We start from the raw sequence: 20,027 nt of genomic DNA on the forward strand, positions 1-20,027 counted from the left end.
GGTCGCCTACGACGGCCTCCAACGCAGCCCCCGCTGCCCCGCAGGGCCGGCCCTGCGGGGCAGCCCCCGTTTCCCCGCCGGGCAGTCCCCGCTACCTCGCCGGGCCGGCCCTGCGGTTCGCCCGGGTGGTGCGCTACCGGCCGGACAAGAGCGCCGCCGAGTCCGAAATGGTTTCCTCCGTAAGGGAGTTGGCTAACGCCGAAGGTTTGTGAGGCCGTCCGCCTGGCCGGGTCCGCCGACCCTTCCGGCGAAGTACCACGGGCTGAAACACATTGCGCCGCACGGGGGTTCAGGCACAGGGGCCGAATCAGCCATTCTCGATCCGGCCACCGGGCCCCTCCGTGAACGGACCAGCGATGGCTAGGTTGACCGTGACAACGAGAGGTGGCCGCCGGGCAGTCGGCGCCGCCCTGGCGAAAGGTGCCCGACATGCAGGTGAGCGTCGACCGGGACCGTTGCTGCAGCTCCGGCATGTGCGTGACGAACGCCCCCGCGGTCTTCGACCAGGACGACCGGGACAGTCTCGTGAAGCTCCGTCAGACTGTCCTGCTGCCCGAGCAGTTCGACGGCGTGCGACTCGCCTCCGAGCTCTGCCCGGGCCGGGCGATCACCGTCACCGGGGACGAGCCCGCGCGGACCGGGGCCTGACGGACCCCCGCCGCCGGCCCCGCAGGCCGCCGGAAACCCTCCCGGGCCCCGAACCCCACGAGAACACCCGCGACGTGAGGAGACCCCCGCCTTGACCACCGCAACCACCACCGCAACCACCACCGCAACCACCAGCGCAACCACCACCCCCGTCCTCCCACTGCCGGCCCGGCACTCCGGCGGCTGCCCGTTCGGCCCGCCGCCCGCGTACGCCGAGGCCGCCGCCACCGGGCCGGTGACCAGGGCCGAGCTGCCCGACGGCGACCTCTGCTGGCTGGTCACCGGCTTCGCCGAGGTCCGCACCGTGCTGTCCGACCGCCGGTTCAGTGCCGACATACGCCACCCGACCTTCCCGCTGCTGGTCGCCGGCGCTCGCGAGCTGATCACCGACAATCCGGACTTCCTGCGGCTCGACGACCCCGAGCACGCCCGCCAGCGCCGCATGCTCACCGGGGAATTCCTGGTCAAGCGGGTGGAGGCGCTGCGCCCGGAGATCCAGCGGATCGTGGACGAGGCACTGGACCGGATGACCGCGGGCCGGACCACGGCCGACCTGGTCACCGACTTCGCGCTGCCGGTGCCCTCGCTGGTGATCTGCCTGCTGCTCGGCGTGCCGTACGAGGACCACGACCGCTTCCAGAGCCTGAGCCGCACGATGCTCAACCAGGAGAGCACCGTGGAGCAACTCCGGGAGGCCCAGGAGGAGGTCCGGGACTACCTGTGCGACCTGACGGCCCGCAAGCGCGCACAGCCGGAGGACGACGTCCTCAGCCGACTCGCGGCGCGGGACGACCTGACCCCGGACGACGTGGCCGGCATGGGCGTGCTGCTGCTGATCGCCGGGCACGAGACGACCGCGAACATGATCGCGCTGTCGACCGCGCTGCTGCTGGAGCACCCCGAGCAGATCCCCGGCCTGGCCGACCCGGCCACCCTGCCGGGCGCGGTGGAGGAGCTGTTGCGGCTGCTGACCATCGTGCACACCGGCCTGCCCCGGGTGGCGCTGGAGGACGTGGAGCTGGGCGGCGTCACCGTCCGGGCCGGGGAGGGCGTGTTGGCGATGCTCTCCACCGCCAACCGGGACGAGGCGGTGTTCGGCGGCGCCGGCCATCGGGCGACGGACGAGCTGGACCTGTACCGGGACGCCCGGCGGCAACTGGCGTTCGGCTTCGGCGTGCACCAGTGCCTGGGCCAGCCGCTGGCCCGCGCCGAACTCCAGATCGCCCTGGAGACGCTGTTCCGCCGGCTGCCGGGGCTGCGGCCGGCCGGCGAGCGCGAGTTCCGTACCGAGTCGTTCATCTACGGGATGCGGTCACTGCCCGTGACCTGGTGAGCGGGGCCCGATGGAGCACTCTCACTGGGGTACCGGGCGGAGCTGTCCGGGCGATCATGTGCGGAACCGGATGACGAGAGCGGCCGCGGTGACGGTGCCGGGGTAGACGTATCCGCGCTTGTCGTATCGGGTTGCGACCGCTCGGGCGTGCTTGAGCGCGTGCTTGAGCTTGTTGACGGCCCGTTCGACGGTGTCGCGCTTCTTGTACCGCTTCTCGTCGAAGGCCGGTGGGCACCCGCCGCGTGAGCCTTTGCGCAGGCGGGCGGCCTGACTTTCCGCCTTCTCCGGGATCGTGTGCCGGAGGCCGCGCCTGCGCAGGCAGGCGCGGCACGGGCCGAACAGGCGTTGTGGCCGGTGGCGGGACCATCGGCAGGTGATCGACGGGATCCTGCACCCGGTGCGGACCGGTGTGCACTGGTGTGATCTGCCCGAGCGGTTCGGGCCCTGGAAAGCGGTCGATGAACGCCACCGGCTGCGGTCGGCCGACGGGACAGGGGAACGATCGTGCGGGCCCACCAGCACGCGGCCGGCGCCCGGACCGATCCGCCGCCGGCCCTGGCCTCAAAGGCAGAGCCTCGTCGCCCGCCCGCTGTCCCCGGTCGTCACGCCGGGGCAGCGGGCGGACCGCACGCAGTTCGAGCCGGTACCGGAGAGGATCCTGCTGACCGGCAGGAACGGCCGCAGCCGTTCCCACTCGGCATGGTCACATGATCGGCCGGACAGCTCCGCGCGCGCCCGCCGGTGCCGGGGCGTACCCGGCCGGGCGAGTGGCGAAGGTGCCGCGGCCCCGGGTGCGGCTGCGCAGGGCGGTCGCGTAGCCGAACAGTTCGGCGATCGGCACGATCGCCGTCACCACCGCCGTCCCGCCGCGCGGGTCCGAGCCCTGGACGCGGCCCCGGCGGGCGGCGAGGTCACCGAGGACACCGCCCACCGCCTCCTGCGGCACGGTCACCGTCACCTCGGCGACCGGTTCCAGGAGCACCATCCGACAGGCCCGCAGGGCCTCGCGCAGTGCCAGCCGCCCGGCGGTGCGGAACGCGAGGTCCGAGGAGTCCTTCGGGTGGGTGGCCCCGTCGGTCAGGACGACCCGCAGGCCGGTGACCGGGTGGCCGCCCAGCGGGCCCTCGGCGAGCGCGTCCCGGCAGCCCGCCTCGACCGCCTGGACGTACTCCTTCGGCACCCGCCCGCCGGTGACGGTGGACGCGAACACGAACCCCTCTCCTTCCGCCTCCTCGGCCGGGCCGTCCAGCGGTGCCACGTCGAGCACCACGTGGGCGAACTGCCCGGCGCCGCCGTCCTGTTTGACGTGCCGGTGGACGTGGCCGGTGACCCCGCGCTCCACGGTCTCCCGGTGGGCGACCTGCGGACGGCCGACGGTCACCTCCAGGCCGTGCGCGCGGCGGACCTTCTCCACCGCCACCTCCAGGTGCAGTTCGCCCATGCCGGACAGCACCCGCTGCCCGGTCTCCGGATCGGTGCGGACGACCAGCGACGGGTCCTCCTCGGCGAGCCGGGCGAGCGCGAGGGCCAGCCGCTCGGTGTCCACCGTGCGCCGCGCCTCGACGGCCACCGTCACCACGGGCTCCGCCACGACGGCCGCTTCCAGGACCAGCGGCGCGCCGGGCGCGCACAGCGTCGCGCCGGTGCGCGCGGCCTTGACGCCCGCCACCGCGACGATGTCGCCGGCGACGGCCGTGTCCGCCTCGACGTGGCTGTCGGCCTGCACCCGCATGATCCGGGCGATCCGTTCGGTGCGGCCGGTGCCGGCGTCCAGCACGGTGTCCCCCTTGCGCAGGGTGCCCGTGTACAGCCGCAGGTAGGTGAGCCGGCCGGAGGCGCTGATCTCCACCTTGAACACCAGCGCGGTGAGCGGCCCGTCGGGATCGGCGGCCCGTTCCACCTCCTCGTCCTGCGCCGGGCCGACCCCGGTGCCGCGCACCGGCGGAACGTCCAGCGGCGACGGCAGGTAGGCCGTCATGGCGTCCAGCAGCGGCTCGATCCCCCGGTTGCGGTAGGCCGAGCCGCACAGCACCACCACGGCCTCCCCGCCGCGGGTGAGGTCCCGCAGGGCGGTGGCCAGAGTGGCCGTGGAGAGCGCCGCGTGTGCGCAGTACTCCTCCAGCGCGGCCGGGTGGAGACCGGCCACCGCCTCGTCCAGCAGGCGGCGGCGCCGCTCGGCCTCCTCCTGGAGCCCGTCGGGCACCGGCCCCTGCCGCAGACCGTCCCCGTCGGGGCCGTCGTCCCAGGTCAGGGCCCGCATCGTCAGCAGGTCCACGACGCCGGTGAAGCCGTCCTCCCGTCCGATGGGCAGTTGGACGGCCAGCGGGGCCGGGTGCAGCCGCGCGCGGATGGAGGCGACGGCGGCGTCCAGGTCGGCGCCGGGCCGGTCGAGCTTGTTGACGAAGGCGATCCGCGGCACGCCGTGCCGGTCGGCCTGGCGCCAGACGCTCTCGCTCTGCGGTTCGACCCCCGCGACGGCGTCGAAGACCGCGACCGCGCCGTCCAGCACCCGCAGCGAGCGCTCGACCTCGTCGGCGAAGTCGACGTGGCCGGGGGTGTCGATCAGGTTGATCCGGTGGCCGTTCCACAGACAGCTGACCGCCGCCGCGAAGATGGTGATGCCCCGCTCGCGCTCCTGCGGGTGGCAGTCGGTGACGGTGGTGCCGTCGTGCACCTCGCCGCGCTTGTGGGTCTCGCCGGTCAGGTAGAGGACCCGCTCGGTGACGGTGGTCTTGCCCGCGTCCACGTGGGCGAGGATGCCCAGGTTGCGGACGGCGGCGATGGCGGCGGCCGTGGTGGCGGTGGTGGTGACAGCGGTGGTGGTTCGGACGTCGGTGCGCATGGCCCGGTGCCTTTCGAAGCTCGCGGGAAGGAAAGGGGCGGCGCGATTGCGGCGGCGACGACGAGGCCGGAAGCCGGGGGCCGGCTGTCAGGAGCCGGGAACCGCGGACCCGTCCCGGGTCCGCGGTTGAGGAAAGGGTCTTCTGTCCCGGCGTCAGCTGCTCGTCACGCACACCACCCGGTGCCGGCCGCGCAGCGGGCACCGGAGGGACGAGGACACCAGGATCACCTCGAACCGGGACGAGGGGACGACGGCAGCGCTGCGGTGGCGCACGACCGGTCCTCCCCCGACTCGTCACGGCGCGCGCCACCACCGGAACCACGGGCGGCGCGCCTCTGGGTGCCGAGTGTAGGACCGGCCCGCCCCCGGGTCACCCGCTTTTCCCCACCGACCGTCAGCGGCTCTACCACCCGAACCTTTTCACGCGTTCTCGGCGTCGAGCCCTGACGGCGGGGGGCTTCGACGGCGGGGACCCGGTCGGCTCAGGAGTCCTGGACGAGCAGCCCGCCCCGGGCGCCGTCCCCGGACACGAAGGCGAACAGCCTCGGCGCCGCGCCGAGGACGAGGTGGAACGGCACCCAGTTCGGGTCGAGTTGCAGCAGCAACTGCCAGGGGCCGCCGTCCGGCCACTGGTCGCCCTGGACGAACACCGGTGCGCCGCCGATCTTGTCGCCGTCGAACCGCTCCAGGTCCCGGCCGTGGCCCTCGTCGACCGGGCACAGGTCGAGGGCGTACTCCACCGCCGACCCGTCGGGGGCGTAGAGCCCGGGGCCGGTCGCCAGCGGGCGCAGCCGGCCCGCGTACTCCCCGCCCGGCTGGACGATCACCGCGTTCTCGCCGCCGGCCGGGTCGATGATGTCGGGGTCGAAGAAGTCCTCCCCGTGATCGGCGTGGGTCACGAAGACATAGGCCACCTTCCCCCGGCCGGCGCTCCCGAGCACCGCGTCCAGCTCGATCTGGGCGACGAACCGCATCGGCCGGTCCCAGGCCGCGCTGACCGGCCACTGCGGGTCCGTCACCCACACGGGTTGGCCGCCGAACTTGGTGGTCGGCGTGACGACCGGCCGGTCGACCGGGGTGAAGGCCTCGATGCGCAGTGATCTCACCATGTCCGACATCGTGGCAGCCGGAGGCGACATCCCGGTCCGGTCGGGCCTCGTCGGGAGGACCTCGGCATGACGGGTCAGGGGTCGTGACGGGCCACGGCGAGGCCTCCCGGGCGGCGCGGGAGACCGGCCGGGCGATCGAACGGCGGGGCGAGGCCGCCGTCGGCGACAGCCCTGCCGCGCTGCTCAGAACCTTCCTGCCCGCACTGATCGAGGTGGACACCGAGGGCGCCCGGCCGATCCGGTGCGCGGTCGCCGTGCTCGGCCGGGCGGTGTCCGCCCCGGCGATGGCCACCCCCTGGGACCGGGCGACGAGGAACTCCTGTCGTTCACCGCCCACCCGATCGCCGGCGCCCGGCACGCGCGCCACGGAGGCGAGGGCCCGCCCGAGCCGGCGGACCTCGTGGAGGCGGACATCTGCCGGACGCCGGCCACCGGCCTCGCGGTGGACACCGCACGCGTGCTCCGCACCCCCGAGGCCACGCGCGGTGCTCGACCACCACCTGACCGGCCTCCTCGACAGGGAAGCCGCCAGGCGACGGAACGGCTCCGCCTAGGGAGGCGGACTCACCCGCGCCGCCCCAGCGGGGCCCCGCGGCTCGGGCCGGGCACCCGGCCCGGCCGAAGCCGCAGCCGCAGCCGCAGCCGCCGGGCGGTCGGCGCGTGCCCCGCGGGGGCGGCCGAGGGCGACTCCGGCGAGGACCAGCAGCAGGCCCGCGATCTGGAGCGGGCCGAGGCCCTCGCCCGCCAGCGCCGTGCCGAGCAGGACGCCGGTCAGCGGGTTGAGCAGCCCGAGCAGGCCGACGGTCCCGGCCGGGAGACGGCGCAGGCCGGCGAACCACGCCGCGAAGGCCAGCGCGGTCGCCACCCCCGCGACATAGCCGAAGGCGAGCAGTTCCCGCCCGGTGGGCGCGGCGGGCGCGCCCTCGAAGGCCGCCGCCAGGGGCAGCAGGACCAGCCCGCCGGCCAGCAGCTGCCAGGCGGTGGTGGCGAGCACGTCGGGGCCGTCCCGCCAGCGGCCGGCCAGCACGTAGCCCAGCGAGGAGACGAGCATCGCCGCCGCCGAGGCGGCCAGTCCGGGCAGGCTGACCGGTTCGGCCCTGGTCAGCAGCATCAGCCCGACCCCGCCCAGGCCGACCAGCGCACCGAGCAGATGGGCCCGCGCGGGGCGGGCGGCGGTCAGCAGCCAGGCGAGCAGCAGCATCGCGAGCGGCGAGGCCGCCATCACCGTGGAGGCGACGCTGGTGGCCAGCGACTGCGAGGCCACGTAGAGCAGGACGAAGAACCCCGCGGTGTTCAGCAGCCCGAGCAGCGCCGAGCGCCACCACCAGGCTCCGCGCGGCCGGCGCGGGCGCAGCGCCAGCAGGAGCAGACCGGCCGGCAGGGCCCGCAGGGCGGCGCCCCACAGCGGGCGGTCGGCCGGGAGGAACTCGCGGGTGACGTAGTAGTTGGCACCCCAGGCCACCGGCGCGACGGCGGTCAGCAGCACCCACCGGAAACTGGCTTCCATGGAAGACAATATAACTTCCCGGGAAGCTACCCGGCTACGATGAGCGGCATGGAGCAGCAGCGCAGCCGAGACACCGGCGCGACGGATCCGGCCCCGGACCACGTCGCCCTCATCCAGGCCGAGTGGCGCCGCGAGCGGCCCGACCTCGACGTCTCCCCGCAGGCGGTGATCGGACGGCTGCACCGGCTGGCCGGCCGGCTGACCGAGGAGCTCTGCCTGGTCTACGGCCGCTACGGGCTGGGCGAGGGCGAGTTCGACGTGCTGGCCGCGCTGCGCCGGGCGGGCGCGCCGTTCGAGCGGGCCCCCGGGGAACTGGCCGCCCGCACCATGGTCACCACCGGCGCCATGACCAAGCGGATCGACCGGCTGGAGCGGGCGGGCCTGGTCACCCGCCGGCGCAGCGAGGCGGACGGGCGCGGGCGGGTGGTCGCCCTCACCGAGGCGGGCCGCCGGCTGATCGACGAGGCGTTCACCGCCCACATGCGCAACGAGCACCGCCTGCTGGCCCTGCTCACCCGCGAGGAGGCGGCCGCCCTGGAGGGCCTGCTGACGACGTGGCAGCAGCGCCTCGACCACGGGGGGCCGGCCGGAGGCGAGGCACCGAAATCCGGATGATCCGCCCGGATCCCGCGCGATAGCGTCGCCGGGTGACGAACCAGACGAATCCAATGAACCCGATGAACCCTATGAACCCTATGAACCCTATGAACCTGACGAATCTGACGAACCGGACCTGGGACGTCATCCTGCTCGGCGGCGCCTCCGGCGTCGGCAAGAGCCTGGCCGCCGCCCGGATCGCGGCGGCCACGGGCGCCTTCGTCGTCGAGTTCGACGACGTGGTCGCCGCCGTCCAGGAGCTCACCACCCCCGAGCAGCACCCCGGCCTGCACCACTTCGGCGACGGCGCCGCCCCGGCGGAGGAACTGCCGCCCCAGCGCGTGCTGGACCTCCAGATCGCCACCGCCGAGGCCCTGGAGCCGGCCCTGCTCGGTGTGGTGCGCAACCGGCTGACCGTCCCGGTCCCCGCCGTCGTCGAGGGCGACTACCTCACCCCGGCCGCCTGCGCCCGCGCGGTCGCGCTGGGGCGGGCGGCCGGGCGGGAGGTGCGGGCGGTCTTCCTGCACGAGGGCGACGCCGGCCGGATCACCGCCAACTACGCGGACCGCGAACCGGACGGCGGCGTGCAGGCGGACCGGGCCGAGGTCAGTGCGCGGTACTCGCACTGGCTCGCCGCCGAGGCCCGCCGGCACGCCCTCCCGGTGGTCGACTGCCGCCCGTGGGCCACGCTCGGCGACCGGATGGACCGCGCGCTGACTGCGGCCGGCGGTCAGATCAGCGTGTAGCCGCCACTGCGGAAGGTCGAGCCGACGTTGCTGCAGTAGGCGTAGGACCAGACCCCGCCCGACCGGGTGGGCCCGTAGACCACCTGGTTGTTGGCGCAGACGGCCCACGCGTAGTAGCTGCGGGTGCCGTCGCAGGAGGCGCCGTAGCTGACGTAGTTGCTGTACGTCGAACAGGCCGCCACCCGGGCGGGCGCGGCGGAGGCCGGGACGGCGGCGAGGACGGGGACGGCGAGGGCGGCGGTGGCGGCCAGGGCCGCGGCCGCGGTGCGGATGCTCATGGTGTTCCCTCCGGTTGGGGCGCGTTGACGGGGACGAGGTGGTGCGCGCCCCACTGTGCGCCGCCCACGGGCGCCGCACCCCGCAGCAGGACGGGAAACCGCGATCCCCATCCGCCGTGCCCCGGTGGCCTGTTGTGTCATGTTCCCGTGAGGAATGGGGCTTTTGTTCGCGCGGCCGAACGTGCCGGTTCACCACCGCGTGGTGTGACGGTCTTTCGTGGACGATTTGCTGCCGTCGGCCTGGTGATCACACGCCCGGGCCACGCCGTTCCACGGCACCCCGTGCCGCCGACCGCGTCCTGCGCTCGCACCGGCGGCTCGCACGTCCCGTAGCAGTACGAGGAGCTGAACCACCGATGTCACCGCCCGTCACCCCCACGACGACCGCCCCCGTTCCCCCTTCCACGGGACGCCGACGCCGGCGCCCCACCGCGGCGCTCGCGCTCTGCGCGCTCGTCGCCGCCGGCCTGCCCACGCTCGCCACCGCCACCGCCTGGGCCGCGCCCGGCGGACCGGCCACGGCCGGCGCCAACGGCGCGGCCGCCGACCCCGGCCTGGTGCTCGACCGCCCCGGCGAGTCGGTCGTCACCCGGCGCGAGGTCACCCCGATCGCCCCCGGGCTGACCATGACCGGCTTCGACCGGCTCGGCAAGAGCGGCTGGATCCGCGGCAAGGTCCTGGTCGCCGACCTCGCCACCGAGGGCCTGAGCGTCGACTACCTGTCCTCCGGCCAGGTGACGACCCGCCAGACCGTCACCGAGATGGCCCGGGGCGCCGGCGCGGTCGCCGCCATCAACGGCGACTACTTCGACATGAACGCCTCCGAAGCACCGCTCGGCATCGGCGTCTCCCGCGAGGACGGCCTCGTCCACGCCCCCGTCGAGGGATGGAACCAGGCCGTGACCGTCGGCACCGACGGCCTGGCCCGGATGGCCGAGGTGTTCCTGGAGGGCCACGCCGCCCTGCCCGGCGGCGGCGAACTGAAGCTCAGCGGCGTCAACACCTACGGCCTGCCCGCCGACGGCGTCGGCCTGTTCACCCCCGCCTGGGGCACGGCCTCGCGCGCCAAGGTCGCCGACGGCTCCCCGGAGGTCGTCGAGGTGGAGCTGCGCGACGGCCGGGTCACGGCCGTCCGCGACCAGCCGGGCGGCGCCGTGCCCGAGGGCGCCACCGTGCTGGTCGGCCGGGAGGCCGGCGCCCGCGCGCTGCGGGCGCTCAAGCCCGGCGACCAGGTCACCACCGGCTACCGGCCGCGCGCCTCCTTCGGCGAGGTCGCGGTGGCGGTCGGCGGCTACCAGGTGCTGGTCCGCGACGGCGTCGCCCTGAAGCCCGGGGAGAACGACGGCAACGAGCTCAACGCCCGTACCGCCGTGGGCTTCTCCGCCGACAACAAGCGGATGTACCTGGTCACCGTCGACGGCCGGCAGGCCGACAGCCCCGGCATCAGCCTGCCCGAGCTCGCCGTGCTGATGCGGGACATGGGCGCGCGCAACGCGCTCAACATGGACGGCGGCGGCTCGGCCGCGATGGCCGCCCGGCTGCCCGGCACCGGCCAGGCCGGCACCGTCAGCAGCCCCTCCGACAACGGCGGGGAGCGGGCCGTCGCCAACGGGCTCGGCCTGTTCTCCGCACCGGGCTCCGGCCGGGTCAAGGGCTTCCGGGTCCGCCCGGCGGAGGCCGTGGACACCGCGACCCGGGTCTTCCCCGGCCTGCACCGCACCGTCCGCGCGCTGCCGCACGACGAGACCTTCGGCCCGGTGAACGGCGGCACCCCGCCGGTCCGCTGGTCGGCCGCCAAGGCCGGGGCGCCCGGCAACGGCACCGTCGAGGTGTCCGGCCAGGGCACCGCCGCCGTCGTCACCGGCCGCACCTCCGGCCCGGCCGCCGTCACCGCCGCGGCCGACGGCGCCGAGCCAGGCTCCCTGCCGCTCACCGTGCTCGGCGCCCCGGTGCGGATCACCGCCGGCACCGACCCGATCGGCCTGGAGACCGCCGGCGCCACCGCGAAGATCGCCGTGACCGGCTACGACGCCCAAGGCCACGCCGCCCCGGTCGAGGCCGCGGACATCGCCGTCACCGGCGGCACCGGCGTGGTCGAGACCACCGCCGCCGAGGACGGCTCGATCGCCCTCAAGGCGCTCACCGACGGCACCTCCGCGACGCTCAAGCTGACCGTCGGAGGCCTGGAGACCGCCGTCGCCGTCACCGTCGGCATGACCGAGAAGCCGTTCGCCGACTTCTCCGACGCGGCCGCCTGGAAGTCCGGCAACGACCGCGCGCCCGGCGGCGGTGTCGCCCCGGCCGCCGGCCACGACGGCGGCAAGGGCCTGCGGCTGACCTACGACTTCACCCAGTCGACCGGCACCCGCGGCCAGTACGCGATCGCCCCCGAGGGCATCGTGCTGCCCGGCCAGCCGCGCTCCGTCTCGCTGTGGATCGAGGGCGACGGCAACGGCGCCTGGCCGCGCATCCAGTACCGCACCGCCGCCGGCGTCACCGCCAACCTGGACGCGCCGATGGTCACCTGGACCGGCTGGCGCAAGGTGGAGTTCCCGATCCCGGCCGGCGTGCAGTACCCGCTGACCTTCCAGCGGTTCCGGCTGATGGAGACCGGCGCGGCCCGCTCCTACACCGGCGCGCTCACCCTGGCCGACCTGCGGGTCAAGGTCGCGCCGGACGTCGAACTGCCGGTGCGCCCCCGGGTCACCGACCCGGTGGTGCTCACCGACGGCACCGTGGACGGCAGGCCGCTGCGGGTCGCGGTGATGTCGGACGCCCAGTTCATCGCCCGCGCCCCGGAGAGCGACCTGGTGCAGGCCGCCCGCCGCACGCTGCGCGACATCGCCGCCGCCGAGCCCGACCTGCTGGTCATCGCCGGCGACCTGGTCGACGAGGCGAGCCCGGCCGACTTCGCCCTCGCCCGGAAGGTCCTGGACGAGTTCGACCAGCTCACCGGCCGCAGCATCCCCTGGCACTACGTGCCCGGCAACCACGAGGTGATGGGCCCCGGCACCATCGACAACTTCAAGGCCGCCTTCGGCGAGACCAGCGAGGTGTTCGACGTCAAGGGCACCCGCTTCCTCACCCTGAACAGCGCGCTCGGCTCCTTCCGGGCCGGCGGCTTCGACCAGATCGCCAAGCTGCGCACCACCCTGGACGACGCCGCCAAGGACCCGTCGGTCACCGGCCTGCTGCTGTTCGACCACCACCCGACCCGCGACCCGCTGCCCGACCAGGGCAGCCAGCTGGGCGACCGCAAGGAGGCCGCCCTGGTCGAGCAGTGGCTGGCCGGCTTCCGCGCGAACGGCAAGTCCGCCGCGATGATCAGCGGCCACGTCGGCGCCTTCCACGCGAGCAGCGTCGACGGCGTCCCGTACCTGATCAACGGCAACTCCGGCAAGGGCCCGGCCGCCGAGCCGGACCGCGGTGGCTTCACCGGCTGGACGATGCTCGGCATCAACCCGGCCGCCGGCAAGGTCACCGACCCCTACGCGGTGCCGGACGACGCCTCCGCCTGGCTGCGCGCCGAGGTGCGGGCCCGCGCCGACGCGGTGCAGCTGACCGCCCCCGAGTCGCTCGGCCTGCTGGACTCCGCGCCGGTCAGCGCGACCTTCACCCAGGACGGCGAGCGGACGGTGCCGGTCGCCTGGCCGGTCACCGCCCGGTGGGGCGGCCAGGGCGTGCACGTCGGACCGGCCGCCGAGGCCCCGCGCGGCAGCGTCGCCGCGTACGACCCGGCCACCCGCACGCTCACCGGCCTGCGGCCGGGCAGTGCCACGCTGACCGTCACGGTCGGCGGCGTGACGGCGGAGCGCAAGCTCACCGTGGGCTCCGTCCCGGCCTGCACCACCACGCTGCGCGGCACCCAGAAGAAGCTCGCGGTCACCTCCGGCGTCACCTGCCTGGACGGCGCGACGGTCACCGGACCGGTGCTGGTCCAGCCGGGCGCGGCGCTGGTCGCCAACGGCGCGACCATCAAGGGCCCGGTCTCGGCCCGCGGCGCGGCGGCCTTCGTGCTGGCCGACACCCGGGTGTCCGGCCCGGTCTCGGTGAGCGGCTCCACCGGGCAGGTCGCCCTGCTCGGGTCGACCGTCGAAGGCCCGGCCCACCTGGCGCTCAACACCGGCGGCACCGTCGTCGCCGGCACCACGGTGCGCGGTCCGCTGGACTGCGCGGGCAACACCCCGGCCCCCGGCAACGGCGGCCAGGGCAACACCGTGAACGGCCCGAAGGGCGGCCAGTGCAGCGCCCTCTAGCGCTGCCGGACCACCCCTGACACCCGGCCCGTGCGGCCGCCGCCCCGTCCCGACGGCGGCGGCCCCACGGGCCTCGGCGTTCCTGGTGGCGCCCCGGTCAGAGCCCCCCGGAACTCCCCGCCCAACCCCGCCGAGCGCAGGTGGGCGGCCGCCGCGGCCGGGTTCGGGCCGGGGTGCCGTGCGCGGTGCGAAGGCGTCCGGTGCGGCTCCCCGCTCGTGGCTCCAGGACGGAGCATGTGCCGATGCCGCCGTTCGGCACGGCTCGCGGATGGTCGCGTGACGTGCGGGACGGCTTTCTCGGCACGCTGCCGGGCCTCGAAGCGCAGGCCGCGAGACTGGAGAGCCGCGCGTCCCAGCTGTTCGGTGTCCACGGCGTCAGCCCCTCACCGCCCGCCGGCCGTCCCGTCGTAGGCCTCGCGGCGGGCCAGCACCTCGGGCATGTTCTCCTCGGCCCAGTCCTTGATCGCGCGCAGCAGCGGGAGCAGTCCGGTGCCGAGCGGGGTGAGCGCGTAGTCCACCCGGGCCGGGACGGAGGCGGTGACCGTCCGGGTCAGCAGGCCGTCGCGCTCCAGGCCGCGCAGGGTCTGGGTGAGCATCTTCTCGCTGACCCCGGCGAGGCGGCGGCGCAGGTCGCTGTAGCGCTGCGGGCCGTCGGCGAGGGCGTTGACGATCAGGCTGACCCACTTGTCGCCGATCCGGTCCAGCAGTTGCCGGGCGGGGCACTCGGCGAGGTACGCGTCGTAGCCGGCCCGTTCGGCCGCGCGGCGCTGGGCGGCGGTCGTGGTCGCCATCGGCTCTCCTCCCGGTGCGGTACGCACGTGCGAGTGCGTTCTTCCTGCCGGAGAGCAACTCTCCCTAGGTTGGGTGCCGTTGGCAAGCCCCGTCCTGCAGCGGGCGGCGGCGGAGCCCCTTTCGGAAGGAGAGCGAGATGCGTGCCGTGGTCGTCCGCCGGTTCGGCGGTCCGGAGGTCCTGGAGCTGGTCGAGGTGCCCGTCCCCGAGCCCGGCCCCGGCCAGGTGCGGGTGCGGGTCGAGGCCGCCGCGGTCAACCCGGTGGACGCGGTGACCCGCGCCGGGGTGCTCGCGGAGGCCGGGCTGATGGCGCCGCGGGAGACGGTCGGGATCGGCTGGGACGTGGCCGGCACGGTGGAGCGGCTCGGGCCGGGCGTGTCCGGGTTCGCGGTCGGGGACGCGGTGATCGGGCTGCGCGACCGGCTGGACGTGCCGCTCGGCGCCTACGCCGACGCCCTGGTGCTGGACGCCGCGGCGCTCGCCCCCGCGCCGCCGGGCGTGCCGGCCGCCGCGGCGGCGACGCTGCCGCTGAACGGCCTCACCGCCCTCCAGGCCCTGGACCTGCTGGATCTGCCGGCCGGGGCGACGCTGCTGGTCACCGGCGCGGCGGGCGGGGTCGGCGGCCTCGCCGTGCAGCTGGCGGCGCGGCGCGGACTGCGGGTGGTCGCGCTGGCGGGCGAGCGGGACGCCGCGCCGCTGCGGGAGCTGGGCGCGGCGTGGCACGTGCCGCGCGGGGCGGCGGATCCGGCCGCCGAGGTGCGGGCGCTGGTGCCCGGCGGGGTGGACGGCGCGCTGGACGCGGCGCTGCTCGGGGTGACGGCGCTCGGCGCGGTGCGCAACCGGGGTTCGTTCGTCGCGGTGTCGGCGGGCGCGGCGCCGCCGGGGCTGCGGGGGATCCGGGTCGCCAACGTCTGGGTGACGGCGGACGGCGGCGCGCTGGCCCGGCTCGCGGAGCTGGCCGCGCGCCGGGAGCTGGCCCTCCCGGTGGCGGACACCCTGCCGCTGGAGGAGGCGCGGGCCGCGCACCACCGGCTGGCCCGGGGCGGTCTGCGCGGGCGGCTCGTGCTGCTGCCCTGAACCGGCGGTTCGAGGGGCGTCCCCGGATCCTGGCATGATCGCAGGATGAACGACCGAATCATCGCCGCCTGTGACGGGGCGGCCAAGGGGAACCCGGGCCCGGCGGCCTGGGCGTACGTGGTGGCCGACGGCACGGGGGCGCCGCAGCGCTGGCAGTCCGGCCCGCTCGGGCACAGCACCAACAACGTGGGCGAGCTCACGGCCCTGGAGCAGCTGCTGGCCGCCACGGATCCCGCCGTGCCGCTGGAGGTCCGGCTGGACAGCACGTACACCCGTGACGCGGTGACGAAGTGGCTGAAGGGCTGGAAGCGCAACGGCTGGAAGACCGCCGCGGGCAAGCCGGTGGCCAACCAGGAGCTGATCCAGCGGATCGACGGGCTGCTGGAGGGCCGGGAGGTCGGGTTCGTCTACGTGCCCGCCCACCAGGTGGACGGCGATCCGCTGAACGCGATCGCCGACAAGGCCGCCAGTGACGCCGCCCGCACCCAGGAGGCGGCCGGCGGGACCGCCGCCGACCTGCCCGTCCCGGACCCGGTCACGAGCGCCCCGGCGAAGACCCGCCGCGCCCCCGCCGCGGCCACCGCCAAGCGCCGGACCTCCGGCGGCTCCGGCGGCTCCGGCGGAGCGCCGACGCTCTCGGCGCGCTTCCCCGGCACCTGCCCGTGCTCCCGCCCGTACGCCAAGGGCGAGAAGATCACCAAGGTCGGCGGCAGCTGGGGCCACGTGGAGTGCGCGGCCGCGCACTCCTGAGCCCGGCCCACCGCTCCCTCAGGAGGCGCCCGGTCCCCGGCCCGCGCGGCGGGAACGGATCCAGGCGACGGCGGCCAGCAGGCCGACCGCGCCGCCGGCCCCGAGCTTCACGGCGCCCTTGGCGACCAGCCAGCCGAGGCCGGGGACCGTCCAGCCCAGCCCGTGGAGCAGGGCCAGCAGCACGGCGGCGCCGCAGAGTCCGGCCAGCACCGTGACCACCACGGCCGCGCCGGTGGGCAGTTCGCGCTCCGTCGCGCCCGGATCGTTCGTCCCCCGAGTGTCCATGACGGGGAGTCTAACCAGTGGCCCCGACGGGGCGGCCCCGCCGATCGGCGGGGCCGGTGCCGGGGGTCAGCGCCGGGCGTGGTGGGTGTCGCCGACGTGCTCGCCGGTCTCCCGGTCGGGGAAGCTGACGGCGAGGGTGACCCGGTACTCGTCGACGTCCTCGCGGTGGCCGGGCACCCGGGCCCAGGCCAGTGAGTGCACCTCCGCCTCGGGGGCCTGCCGGCACCAGGCGGCGGCCTCCTCCAGGGCGCGGGCCGCCGACCGCCCGGTGCAGACCACGGCGGTGTACGCGGCCACCGCGAGGTCGCCGCCGCTGCGGCCGTCCCGGGAGGCGGACCGGACGGCGGCGGCGGCTCTGGTCAGGTCGCGGGCGAGGTCGTCGACCACCCGGGGCGGCGCGGGCAGGACGGCCGGGGCCTCCACCACGGTCTCCGGCAGGTTGGTGCTCATTCTCAGGGCCTCCGTCCCTCTGGCATCCCCTTGGTCGCGCGCCCCGCCCCGTCCGGGATCCGCATGATCACGGGCTCAGGATGCCGGGCCGCCGTTCCTGGCATGACCACTTTCACCAGAACGTCACCCGTCCGGGGAAGACGCCATCCGCTGCTCGACACCGGCCCGGCCGCGCTGGTAATGAGGGTCCTCCGCATCCGGCCAGGTCAGCTCGGCCCGCCCCCGGCGCCGCCGGGAGCCCGGCCGCACGTGCGCGTACCACCCCCGTGCTCCGGACCGCCGTCCCGGACCCCCGGGCGCGCCCGGTCCACGACCCGGCCGCGGCCCCCCGCGCCCTGCTCCCGGCCGTGACCGGACTGCCCAACTCTCGTATCACAAACGGGAAATAACGAAGCCCGACGGCCCGTAGGCTCGTGCCACGCCGCCGTCCGCCGCACCGGTGGACGCCATCGAAGGGGGATCCCATGGACCGCAGGTCACCGATCACGTCCGCCCGCCGGTACACCTGGCTGCCCGCGCTGGCCCTCGCGGCCGTCGCGGTGGCCGGCTGCTCCTCCTCGGGCGGCGGCTCCACGGCGGCCGACACCGCACCGACGAGCCCCGCGGGCACCACGGGCACCACGGGCAGCCCCGCCGCCCCCACCGGCACGCCGCCGGCCACCACCGCGCCGACCGCGGCCCCGAGCGCCACCACGGCCGGGACGCCCGCCGGTACGCCGGCCGGCACCGGCAAGCGGCCCGCCGACGCCTGCAGTCTGCTGACCTCCCCCCAGGTCATCGCCGCCGTCGGCACCGCCGGCCCGTTCAGCGGCACCCACCCCGACCCGAAGGACAGCAAGCCGGTCTGGGGCTGCACCTGGGGCTCCCGGCAGTCCTACGCCCACATCCAGGAGATGGACCCCGCCGTCTTCACCACGCTGAAGACCAATCCGCAGTACCAGGTCACCCCGGTCCCCGGCGCGGGCCAGGACGCCTATCTGATCCGGAACAAGGACGGCAGGCGTCCCGAGGTGAAGTTCCTCGCCGCCGACGGCCGCGCCTACACGGTCGAGGTCGTGAAGGACCGCAGCCCGGGCGACGACGTCAACGCCGAGGCCGAGGCCGCCGCCGCCACCGGGCTGGCGCTGCTGCTCTCCAGGAGCGTCTGACCACCGGCACGGCAACCGGCCGTAGGCACGGTGTCGACACGTTGTCGACAGACGGCTTCCAAGCTGACGGGGACAGCACACCCCAGCGCAGCAAGGAAGGACACCCATGCGCATCCGCAATCTCCTCACGGCCGTCGTGGTCTCGGTCGCGGCCCTCGGCGTGGCCGTGCCGGCCTCGTCGGCCGCACCGGCCACGAACGGCAAGCCGATCGAGCTGGTCAGCGGCACGAGCCACGTCCTGATCAACCCGGCCCAGGCCGGCCGGACGCACTGGAAGCCCGGGCAGGAGAGTTCCCTCGGCGGCCGGCCGCTGACCATCCAAGCGACCGAACCGGCCGCCGACCCGAAGGCCGGCGCGAAGGCCGACGCCGCCCCGGCCGCCGCCAAGGCGAGCGTCTGGGGCACCACGGGACGGCTGCTCACCGGCGGCGGCGTCTGCACCGCCAACGTCGTCTCCAGCGCCAACCACGACGTCATCGCCACCGCCCGGCACTGCGTGGAGGGCGGGCACGACTTCAAGTTCGCGCCCAGCTACGACGCGGGCAACGCCCCCTACGGCTGGTGGAGCTGGCGGTCGGCCGGCTGGGTGGACACCCCCGGCACCCAGAACGACATCGCGTTCATCGTGCTGGACACGCTGAACGGCCGGCACGTCGCGGACGTCGTCGGGGCCACCGGGATCGGCTTCAACCAGCCCCTCGACAACTACGCGCACATCATCGGCATCCCCGGAAGGGGTTCCGCCGCGGACGAGCACATGCTCTGGTGCGGCGGCCGGCCGGTGGCCGGCCCCGAGCAGCCGTCCACCGCGCTGATCGACAACTGCGTCGGCCTGAGCGGCGGCGCCAGCGGCGGACCGTTCTTCGTGAACTACGACCAGAACGACGGTTCGGCCGTGCAGACCGGTGACTTCGTCACGGGGTACAGCTGGCAGGGCAAGTGGTGGGCGGTGACCTCGTACTACCGCGACGAGGCCTACACCGTCTTCAACGGGGCGCAGCACGCCTGATCGCGGAACGGGAGCATCCGGGGCGGCCCCCGGTGGCGGACGGCCACCGGGGACCGCCCCGCCCCCGCCGCGCGGGCGTGCCCGCGCGGATGCGAGGGTGGCCCCGTGAACGAGACGATCATGGCAGCCGCCCGCGAACGGGCCGCCGGCCACCGGCGCCGGTTCGACCTCCGCTTCGAGGCCTACTTCGACGCCCTGCCGGAGCGCCTCGACACGCCGCCGCTCAGCCGCTTCACCCCGCGCTGCCTGGAGCTGCTGCGGGACCTCTCGCTGCGCGGGGGCAAGCGGCTGCGGGTCGCCCTGCTGTACGAGGCCGCCCGGCTGGTGACCACCGACCCGGTGCCCGGCCTGGCGGAGGCCGCGCTGAGCATCGAACTGCTCCAGACGCACGGGCTCGTCCACGACGACATCATCGACGACGCGCCCGTCCGCCGCGGCGGCCCCTCCACCTACTACGCCTACCGCCGGGAGTTCCCGGGAGCCGACCGCACCGCGCTCGGGCTGGCCGTCCTGGCCGGGGACCTCGCCGCCTTCCTCGCGATGCGGGTCCTGCTGGAGGCCGACGTCCCGGCCGAACTGCGCCAGGCGATGCTGGAGGTGCAGCTGAACGCCGGCGCCGAGACGGTCGCCGGCCAGATCGTCGACCTCGAACGCGACTTCCGCCCGCTCCCGGACGAGGAGTTCCTGCACACCGTCTGCGAGTACAAGTCCACCCGGTACTCCGTGCTCGCCCCGCTGCGGCTGGGCCTGCTGGCCGCCGGCGAGGACGTCGCCGCCCACGACGCGCGGCTGCGCCGGTACGCGACCCTGGTCGGCATCGGCGGCCAGCTGCGCGACGACTACCTCGACCTGTTCGGCGACGACGGCGCCACCGGCAAGTCCACCGGCGCCGACCTGCGCGCGGGCCGCCGCAGCTACGCCGTGACCGCCCTGCTCGCCGCCGCGGACGAGGCGCAGCGGGCCGTGGTGGAGTCCGCGCTCGGCGACCCGCACTGCCCCGCCGGGACGGTCGAGCGGGTCCGCGAGCTGGCCCGGCGGCTGGGCGTGGACGGCAGGCTCCGCGGCGACATGCGCCGCTGCGCCGACGCGGCCCGCGCCGAGGCCGAGGGCTGGCGCCCGTACTGGCGCGCGGAGGCGGTGGCGTTCTTCGAGGGCCTGCCGCTGTCCACCGTGGTGCCGTAGGCACCCTGACCGCCCAACGG

17 protein-coding genes and 1 pseudogene are annotated in these 20,027 nt (G+C 75.4%); 11 read left to right on the forward strand and 7 right to left on the reverse strand.

From position 1 onward, the window contains the following. The first annotated feature begins 429 nt into the window (after positions 1-429). The 3 genes and pseudogenes from ABT238_RS32185 to ABT238_RS32200 form a co-directional block, all read left to right on the forward strand. On the forward strand, positions 430-648 hold the full coding sequence (locus ABT238_RS32185; protein WP_350802255.1) for a ferredoxin: 219 nt from the start codon (positions 430-432) through the stop codon (positions 646-648). Between the two features lie 91 nt (positions 649-739). Beyond that, positions 740-1,981, forward strand: coding sequence for a cytochrome P450 (locus ABT238_RS32190; protein WP_350802256.1), 1,242 nt, complete (start codon positions 740-742; stop codon positions 1,979-1,981). A 292-nt stretch (positions 1,982-2,273) separates the two neighbouring features. Further along, positions 2,274-2,468, forward strand: a pseudogene (locus ABT238_RS32200) (transposase); the annotation flags it as partial. A 216-nt stretch (positions 2,469-2,684) separates the two neighbouring features. Here ABT238_RS32200 and fusA read toward each other — a convergent pair. The 3 genes from fusA to ABT238_RS32215 form a co-directional block, all read right to left on the reverse strand. Further along, positions 2,685-4,823, reverse strand: a complete 2,139-nt coding sequence (gene fusA, locus ABT238_RS32205) for an elongation factor G (protein ID WP_350802257.1) — start codon at positions 4,821-4,823, stop codon at positions 2,685-2,687. 482 nt (positions 4,824-5,305) lie between these two features. Beyond that, positions 5,306-5,932, reverse strand: a complete 627-nt coding sequence (locus ABT238_RS32210; RefSeq protein WP_350571637.1) for a DUF1963 domain-containing protein — start codon at positions 5,930-5,932, stop codon at positions 5,306-5,308. Positions 5,933-6,482: 550 nt separating this feature from the next. Beyond that, positions 6,483-7,439 (reverse strand): EamA family transporter, encoded by a 957-nt coding sequence (locus ABT238_RS32215; protein WP_350802258.1) that lies wholly within the window; start codon positions 7,437-7,439, stop codon positions 6,483-6,485. A gap of 48 nt (positions 7,440-7,487) precedes the next feature. Here ABT238_RS32215 and ABT238_RS32220 point away from each other — a divergent pair, with 48 nt between their 5' ends. Then, positions 7,488-8,054, forward strand: coding sequence for a MarR family winged helix-turn-helix transcriptional regulator (locus ABT238_RS32220; protein ID WP_350802259.1), 567 nt, complete (start codon positions 7,488-7,490; stop codon positions 8,052-8,054). Between the two features lie 89 nt (positions 8,055-8,143). Beyond that, positions 8,144-8,782 (forward strand): AAA family ATPase, encoded by a 639-nt coding sequence (locus ABT238_RS32225; protein ID WP_350571976.1) that lies wholly within the window; start codon positions 8,144-8,146, stop codon positions 8,780-8,782. On the opposite strand, the gene ABT238_RS32230 is transcribed toward ABT238_RS32225, so the two are convergent. Next, positions 8,767-9,060 (reverse strand): hypothetical protein, encoded by a 294-nt coding sequence (locus ABT238_RS32230; protein WP_350571977.1) that lies wholly within the window; start codon positions 9,058-9,060, stop codon positions 8,767-8,769. The genes ABT238_RS32225 and ABT238_RS32230 overlap by 16 nt on opposite strands. A gap of 356 nt (positions 9,061-9,416) precedes the next feature. Between ABT238_RS32230 and ABT238_RS32235 the strand changes: the two genes are divergently transcribed. Beyond that, complete coding sequence (locus ABT238_RS32235; RefSeq protein WP_350802260.1) at positions 9,417-13,316, forward strand: phosphodiester glycosidase family protein; 3,900 nt, start codon at positions 9,417-9,419, stop codon at positions 13,314-13,316. Between the two features lie 383 nt (positions 13,317-13,699). Here ABT238_RS32235 and ABT238_RS32240 read toward each other — a convergent pair whose 3' ends face one another. Next, a complete protein-coding gene (locus tag ABT238_RS32240) occupies positions 13,700-14,107 on the reverse strand; it encodes a winged helix-turn-helix transcriptional regulator (RefSeq protein ID WP_350571979.1) in 408 nt (135 codons plus the stop codon). Between the two features lie 137 nt (positions 14,108-14,244). Between ABT238_RS32240 and ABT238_RS32245 the strand changes: the two genes are divergently transcribed. Then, entirely contained in the window at positions 14,245-15,183 is a 939-nt protein-coding gene (locus ABT238_RS32245) for an alcohol dehydrogenase catalytic domain-containing protein (RefSeq protein ID WP_350571980.1), read from the forward strand. Between the two features lie 45 nt (positions 15,184-15,228). Continuing rightward, the gene (locus tag ABT238_RS32250) at positions 15,229-15,933 is read left to right on the forward strand and encodes a ribonuclease H family protein (RefSeq protein ID WP_350571981.1); all 705 of its coding nucleotides are present in this window, start codon (positions 15,229-15,231) and stop codon (positions 15,931-15,933) included. Positions 15,934-15,951: 18 nt separating this feature from the next. Here ABT238_RS32250 and ABT238_RS32255 read toward each other — a convergent pair whose 3' ends face one another. Both ABT238_RS32255 and ABT238_RS32260 read right to left on the reverse strand, forming a co-directional pair. Next, positions 15,952-16,218: a hypothetical protein gene (locus ABT238_RS32255; RefSeq protein WP_350571982.1), complete on the reverse strand. Its 267-nt coding sequence runs from the start codon at positions 16,216-16,218 to the stop codon at positions 15,952-15,954. Between the two features lie 66 nt (positions 16,219-16,284). Continuing rightward, positions 16,285-16,668 carry a hypothetical protein gene (locus ABT238_RS32260; RefSeq protein WP_350571983.1) on the reverse strand — a complete coding sequence of 128 codons (384 nt, stop codon included), beginning with the start codon at positions 16,666-16,668 and terminating at the stop codon, positions 16,285-16,287. A gap of 464 nt (positions 16,669-17,132) precedes the next feature. Between ABT238_RS32260 and ABT238_RS32265 the strand changes: the two genes are divergently transcribed. The 3 genes from ABT238_RS32265 (at position 17,133) to ABT238_RS32275 (ending at position 20,007) form a co-directional block, all read left to right on the forward strand. Continuing rightward, positions 17,133-17,816, forward strand: coding sequence for a hypothetical protein (locus ABT238_RS32265; RefSeq protein WP_350802261.1), 684 nt, complete (start codon positions 17,133-17,135; stop codon positions 17,814-17,816). 106 nt (positions 17,817-17,922) lie between these two features. Then, entirely contained in the window at positions 17,923-18,825 is a 903-nt protein-coding gene (locus tag ABT238_RS32270) for a trypsin-like serine peptidase (protein ID WP_350802262.1), read from the forward strand. Between the two features lie 120 nt (positions 18,826-18,945). Next, positions 18,946-20,007 carry a polyprenyl synthetase family protein gene (locus ABT238_RS32275; protein ID WP_350802266.1) on the forward strand — a complete coding sequence of 354 codons (1,062 nt, stop codon included), beginning with the start codon at positions 18,946-18,948 and terminating at the stop codon, positions 20,005-20,007. Positions 20,008-20,027: the final 20 nt, after the last annotated feature.

It is taken from the genome of Kitasatospora sp. NPDC001527 (genome assembly GCF_040298605.1).
Lineage (GTDB): Bacteria > Actinomycetota > Actinomycetes > Streptomycetales > Streptomycetaceae > Kitasatospora.